This is a genomic window from Microbacterium sp. 69-10 (genome assembly GCF_001897945.1).
GTDB lineage: Bacteria > Actinomycetota > Actinomycetes > Actinomycetales > Microbacteriaceae > Microbacterium.
Genome location: NZ_MKRT01000028.1, coordinates 174226 through 177912 on the forward strand (window position 1 = coordinate 174226; position 3687 = coordinate 177912).

The following is a 3687-nucleotide window of genomic DNA, read 5'->3' on the forward strand; positions in this document are numbered from 1 at the left end:
GCCTTGTCGAAGTCCATCAGCTTGACGGCGGCCATCAGCGTGCTCCTCCCAGGACGGGTGCCTTCTCCAGCAGCGGTGCGCCCCAGGCATCCACCAGCGCGGCCTCGAGCGCCGCGCCGACGCGGTACAGCCTGGCGTCCTCCCGAGCGGGAGCGAGGAACTGGATGCCGACGGGCAGTCCGTCCTCGGCGGCCAGACCGGACGGGATCGAGATGCCGGGGACACCAGCGAGGTTCGCCGGGATCGTGGTCAGGTCGTTCAGGTACATCTGCAGCGGGTCGTCGATCTTCTCGCCGAGCTTGAACGCGGTGGTCGGAGCCGTGGGCGTGGCGATGACGTCGACCTGCGCGAACGCCTGGTCGAAGTCGCGCTGGATCAGCGTGCGGACCTTCTGCGCGCTGCCGTAGTACGCGTCGTAGTAGCCGGCCGAGAGCGCGTAGGTGCCGAGGATGATGCGGCGCTTCACCTCGGGACCGAAACCGGCCTCGCGAGTGGCGGACATCACGTCCTCGACCGTCGCGCCGCCCTCGGGGGTGACGCGCAGGCCGAAGCGCACGGAGTCGAACTTGGCCAGGTTGCTGGATGCCTCCGCGGGCAGGATCAGGTAGTACGCCGCCACGCCGTACTCGAAGTGCGGGGCGGAGATCTCCACGATCTCGGCGCCCTGCGCCTCCATCAGGGCGAGCGACTCACGGAAGGACGCCGCGACCCCTGACTGGAAGCCGGAGTCGGGCAGCTCCTTGATCACGCCCACCTTCAGCCCCTTGAGGACCTCGCCGCTCGCGCCCTCGCGGGCCGCGGCGGCGAACGAAGGCCACTCGTCGCGCAGGGAGGTGGAGTCGTTCGCGTCGTAGCCGCCGATCACGTCGTGCAGCAGACCCGCGTCGAGCACCGTGCGGGTGACGGGCCCGACCTGGTCCAGGCTGGAGGCCAGGGCGATCGAACCGTAACGGCTCACACCGCCGTAGGTGGGCTTGGTGCCGACCGTGCCGGTCACGTGGGCCGGCTGACGGATCGAGCCGCCGGTGTCGGAGCCGAGCGCCAGCGGAGCCTCGAACGCCGCCACGGCGGCGGCCGAGCCGCCGCCGGAGCCGCCGGGGATGCGGTCCAGGTCCCACGGGTTGCGGGTGGGGCCGAACGCGGAGTGCTCGGTGGAGGACCCCATGGCGAACTCGTCCATGTTGGTCTTGCCGAGCGGGACCAGGCCCGCGGCGCGGGCGCGCGCGACGACCGTGGCGTCGAACGGCGACATGTACCCCTCGAGGATCTTCGATCCGCTGGTGGAGGGCATGTCCGTGGTGACCAGCACGTCCTTGACGGCCAGCGGGACGCCGGCGATCGGGCCGAGCTGCTCGCCGGCGGCGCGGCGCGCGTCGATCTCGCCGGCAGCGGCCAGGGCGTTCTCGTTGACGTGCAGGAAGGCGCGCACGTCGGATTCGACGGCGGCGATGCGGTCCAGGTGCGCCTGGGTGGCCTCGACGCTGGAGATCTCGCGGGCGGCGAGTTTCTCGCCGAGCTCTGCCGCGGTCAGGCGGATGATGTCGCTCACTGCTCTTCTCCCAGGATCGCGGTCACGCGGAATCGTCCGTCGGCGGAATCCGGGGCGTTCTGCAGCACCTGCGCGTGCGTGAGCGTCTGACCGACCTCGTCGGGACGGAAGACGTTGCTCATCGCGATCGGGTGGCTGGTGGCGACGACGTCGGGGGTCGCAACCTCGGACACCTTCGCGATGTTGTCGACGATGGCGTCGAGCTGACCGGTCAGCTGGGTCACCTCGTCGTCGGAGAGCTGGATGCGCGCGAGCACGCCGAGATGGCGCACAAGATCAGGGGTGATTTCAGACACGCCCCCAGTCTACGAGAGCGGCCATGCTGCGCCGAACGGCTCAGCGCTGCTGGACGAGGATGAGCTCGGTGTCCCCGCAGCTGATCGCGGTGGTGCCGCCGACGGTGCTCGTGCGACCGCCGTCGTGGATCGCCGCGAGGGCGTCGTGCACCTCCGCATCCCGGAGCAGCGACCCCGTGACCCGCCTGGTCTCGCTCGAGACGACCACGCGTCCCTGCGCATTGACGATCGTCGCGGTGCCCTCGGCGTCTCGCAGCGACGGCAGCAGGATGGGCTCGATGCGGGACACGTGCACGTCCACGCCCACCACGCCGACCATCCGCGCGGCATGCACGACAGGCACGGTGACGGTGATCGTGTAGTCGTCGGTGCAGAGGTAGTCGACGTAGGGCCCGGTGACGTGCCGCTCGGCGGTGCGCTCGGGCACGCGCCACCACTCCAGCATCCGGTAGTCGCGGAACTCGTCCGACTCCGGATCCTCGACGGCCTCGAGACGCCGGATGCCGCCACGGTCGCCGCGGTCGAGACCGCTTCTACCAGGGCATCACGCTCCGCACCGTCGGGGTGGCCCTCGCGGTCACGGCGATCGACGTGCTCCTGGCCGTGCCCATCGCCTACTTCATGGCGATGGTCGCATCGCCCGCCATGCAGCGCGCGCTGGTCGTCCTGGTGCTCACGCCGCTGTGGGCGTCCTACCTGGTCAAGGCCTTCGCCTGGCGCTCGGTGCTCTCCAACGACGGCATCCTGGAGTGGCTGCTCCGTCCGCTCGGCGGGCACACGCCCGGCTACGGCATCCCCGCGACCATCATCACGCTCGCGTACCTCTGGCTCCGTACGTCATCCTGCCCGTGTACGCCGGGCTCGAGCGCGTGCCGAACTCGCTGCTCGAGGCGTCGGGCGACCTGGGCGACTACATCACCGTCGGCATCGTCGGCGGCGGCAGCCAGATGCTCGGCACGCTCGTCTACCAGGACATCGGCGCGGCGAACAACCTTCCCCTGGCGTCCGCCATCGCGCTGATCCCGATCATCATCATCTTCGGCTACCTGTTCCTCGTGCGTCGCACCGGCGCCCTGGACAACCTGTAGGAGGCGACGTGCGCATCTCGCTCGGAACCCGCATCACCCTCGGCGTCATCGCCGCGGTCGTGCTCGTGATCATGTACGTGCCGCTGCTGGTCGTGCTGCTCAACTCGTTCTCGACCTCGGCCTCGCTCTCCTGGCCTCCGCCCGGGTTCACCCTCGAGTGGTGGGGCAGGGCGTTCATCAGCGAGGGTGCGATGGCGGCCGTCGGGACCAGCGCGCTGGTCGCCGTCATCTCGGCCATGCTCTCCCTCGTGCTCGGCACCCTGCTCTCCTTCGCCCTGCAGCGGTTCAGCTTCTTCGGCCGCAGCACGGTGAACCTGCTGGTCATCCTGCCGATCGCCCTGCCCGGGATCATCACGGGCATCGCCCTGAACAACCTGTTCCGCACCATCATGGGCGTCCCGCTGTCGATCTGGACCGTGATCATCGCGCACACCACGTTCTGCATCGTGACCGTGTTCAACAACGCGATCGCCCGGATGCGGCAGATGGGCACCAACCTGGAGGAGGCGTCGGCCGACCTCGGCGCGGGCATCTGGACCACCTTCCGGCTCGTCACGTTCCCTCAGCTGCGGTCGGCGCTGCTCGCCGGCGGCCTGCTCGCCTTCGCGCTCTCCTTCGACGAGATCGTGGTGACGACGTTCACCGCGGGCTCGGGAGTCAAGACGCTGCCGATGTTCATCATCGACAACGTCTCGCGCCCGAACCAGGCGCCCATCGTCTCGGTGATCGCCGTGGTGCTGGTGCTGGTCTCCGT

General features: G+C 69.6%; 5 protein-coding genes and 1 pseudogene (1 of these 6 only partly in view). 2 read left to right on the forward strand and 4 right to left on the reverse strand.

What is annotated here, in order from left to right; genetic code table 11:
• The 4 genes and pseudogenes from gatB to BGN97_RS15400 all read right to left on the reverse strand — a co-directional run.
• A pseudogene (gene gatB, locus BGN97_RS15385) lies at positions 1–35 on the reverse strand (Asp-tRNA(Asn)/Glu-tRNA(Gln) amidotransferase subunit GatB) (it extends 1427 nt beyond the left edge of the window).
• Positions 35–1549 (reverse strand): Asp-tRNA(Asn)/Glu-tRNA(Gln) amidotransferase subunit GatA, encoded by a 1515-nt coding sequence (gene gatA, locus BGN97_RS15390; protein ID WP_292703335.1) that lies wholly within the window; start codon positions 1547–1549, stop codon positions 35–37. Before gatA ends, gatB begins: the two are co-directional and overlap by 1 nt.
• Positions 1546–1845: an Asp-tRNA(Asn)/Glu-tRNA(Gln) amidotransferase subunit GatC gene (gatC, locus tag BGN97_RS15395; RefSeq protein WP_292703338.1), complete on the reverse strand. Its 300-nt coding sequence runs from the start codon at positions 1843–1845 to the stop codon at positions 1546–1548. Before gatC ends, gatA begins: the two co-directional genes overlap by 4 nt.
• Before the next feature lie 40 nt (positions 1846–1885).
• Positions 1886–2290, reverse strand: a complete 405-nt coding sequence (locus BGN97_RS15400) for a hypothetical protein (protein WP_292703341.1) — start codon at positions 2288–2290, stop codon at positions 1886–1888.
• A 403-nt stretch (positions 2291–2693) separates the two neighbouring features.
• Here BGN97_RS15400 and BGN97_RS15405 point away from each other — a divergent pair, with 403 nt between their 5' ends.
• The gene (locus BGN97_RS15405) at positions 2694–2933 is read left to right on the forward strand and encodes a hypothetical protein (RefSeq protein ID WP_292703343.1); all 240 of its coding nucleotides are present in this window, start codon (positions 2694–2696) and stop codon (positions 2931–2933) included.
• An 8-nt stretch (positions 2934–2941) separates the two neighbouring features.
• On the forward strand, positions 2942–3687 hold a 746-nt coding region (locus BGN97_RS15410), incomplete at its 3' end, for an ABC transporter permease (RefSeq protein WP_292703345.1).